The organism is Candidatus Megaera venefica (genome assembly GCF_034554655.1).
GTDB lineage: Bacteria > Pseudomonadota > Alphaproteobacteria > Rickettsiales > Rickettsiaceae > Megaera_A > Megaera_A venefica.
In genome coordinates, this window is the sequence record NZ_JARJFB010000249.1 from 1 (window position 1) to 1375 (window position 1375).

Consider the following 1375-nt stretch of genomic DNA (forward strand, 5'->3'; position numbering starts at 1 on the left):
AAAAAATGAATGTGCGGTGATTTATTTTTGAAATTCTTGAAATTATATCAAAAATTTAGAGTTTTGACGGAGAGACTATGTATTGTTCCAAAAATGAAACGATTCTTAGGGAAAATATCTGTTGCTTCGATAATGGGTGAAGAGTACGGGCAAACAGTACGAGTTATAACAGCTATCTCAGGTTGCTTTGCCGTTTCCGGCGGAATTTTTATTCAATTCCAAATTATGGGTAAAGTTCTACATTACTTGCTACCTTTTTTAAATGAACCTATCTGCATTTTAATAAGTAGTGCTATTGTGATCTTCTATTCATTCTCCGGAGGTATTGACGCAGTAGTACACACAGATAAAATACAAGCAGTATGTTTTATTTTGGCATTAGTAATAGGAATCATATTACTAAAAACTACTATAAAATATGAAATGCCTACTCATGGTTTAGGCGAGCATTTTCATCTTAGTCACTTGCTTACTTTTAATTTTGAACAGAGAATAGATATGTTTTTGCTTTTTGCGTACTTTCTTATCCCCGGAATGTCACCGCATGTTGTACAAAGAATATCAATGGGTATTAACTTAAGCCAAGTAAAAAAAGCTTACTTATGGTCATCTTTAGCACTACTTTTAGTTTTAATTGCCTCATGTTGGTTTTCCTATCTTCTTTTTCAAATGAATCCGCATATTCCACCTAAAGAGATACTAACAACTTTATTAAACTTGTTTACTATCGATGGCACTAAAGCAATATTAATTATCGGTATAATCTCAATGTGTATGTCTACAGCCGATTCAAACTTAAATATTGCAGCAGTTTTAATTGGAAATGACACTTTAGGAGCAAACAGCTTAAACAAATTAGAAAAACTATACTCTGCAAGGAGGGCTACTATTGCTATAGGTTTATTGTGTTTATTCTTCTCCTTTAAAGAAGGTAGCTTACTAGATATAGTTCTTTTTGCACAAAGCTTTTACATACCAATTGTTACTGTGCCGTTATTAGCAACAATATTCGGCTATAAAACAACAGAACGCTGTTGTCTTATAGCCATGATATTTGCAATCATTTTCGTCGTAATCTTTAAATTTATACTAAAATCTAATTTGAATATTATTACCATTGCTATGGGTATTAATTTAATCTCCCTAATCTTTAGCCATTACATCATCGAAAAATGGGAGCTGTTAAAATGTTTTGGGATTAGGAGTAATTTGAAAGAATTGAAATAACTCTACTTCCAATTCTTTTTTCCATATTTTGAAAATAATAAATCTAAAGCTTCGAGTAGTAGATCTTGTTGTTTTTTCCGTATGGGCCGCCTTTCCCGCTAATACGAATAGATTTTTGTTGCCAAAGGATCTCCCCGGGAGTGAGGCT

The 1375-nt window shown here is 32.6% G+C and carries 1 protein-coding gene; it reads left to right on the plus strand.

The annotated features are described in order from the left end of the window. The first annotated feature begins 93 nt into the window (after positions 1-93). Positions 94-1227 carry a sodium:solute symporter family transporter gene (locus Megvenef_RS09490; protein ID WP_322777669.1) on the plus strand — a complete coding sequence of 378 codons (1134 nt, stop codon included), beginning with the start codon at positions 94-96 and terminating at the stop codon, positions 1225-1227. Positions 1228-1375: the final 148 nt, after the last annotated feature.

What these genes read in the sequence shown, in the direction of transcription:
- Megvenef_RS09490 (WP_322777669.1), top strand. Translation starts at nt 94, where the DNA reads ATGAAACGATTCTTAGGGAAAATATCTGTTGCTTCGATAATGGGTGAA.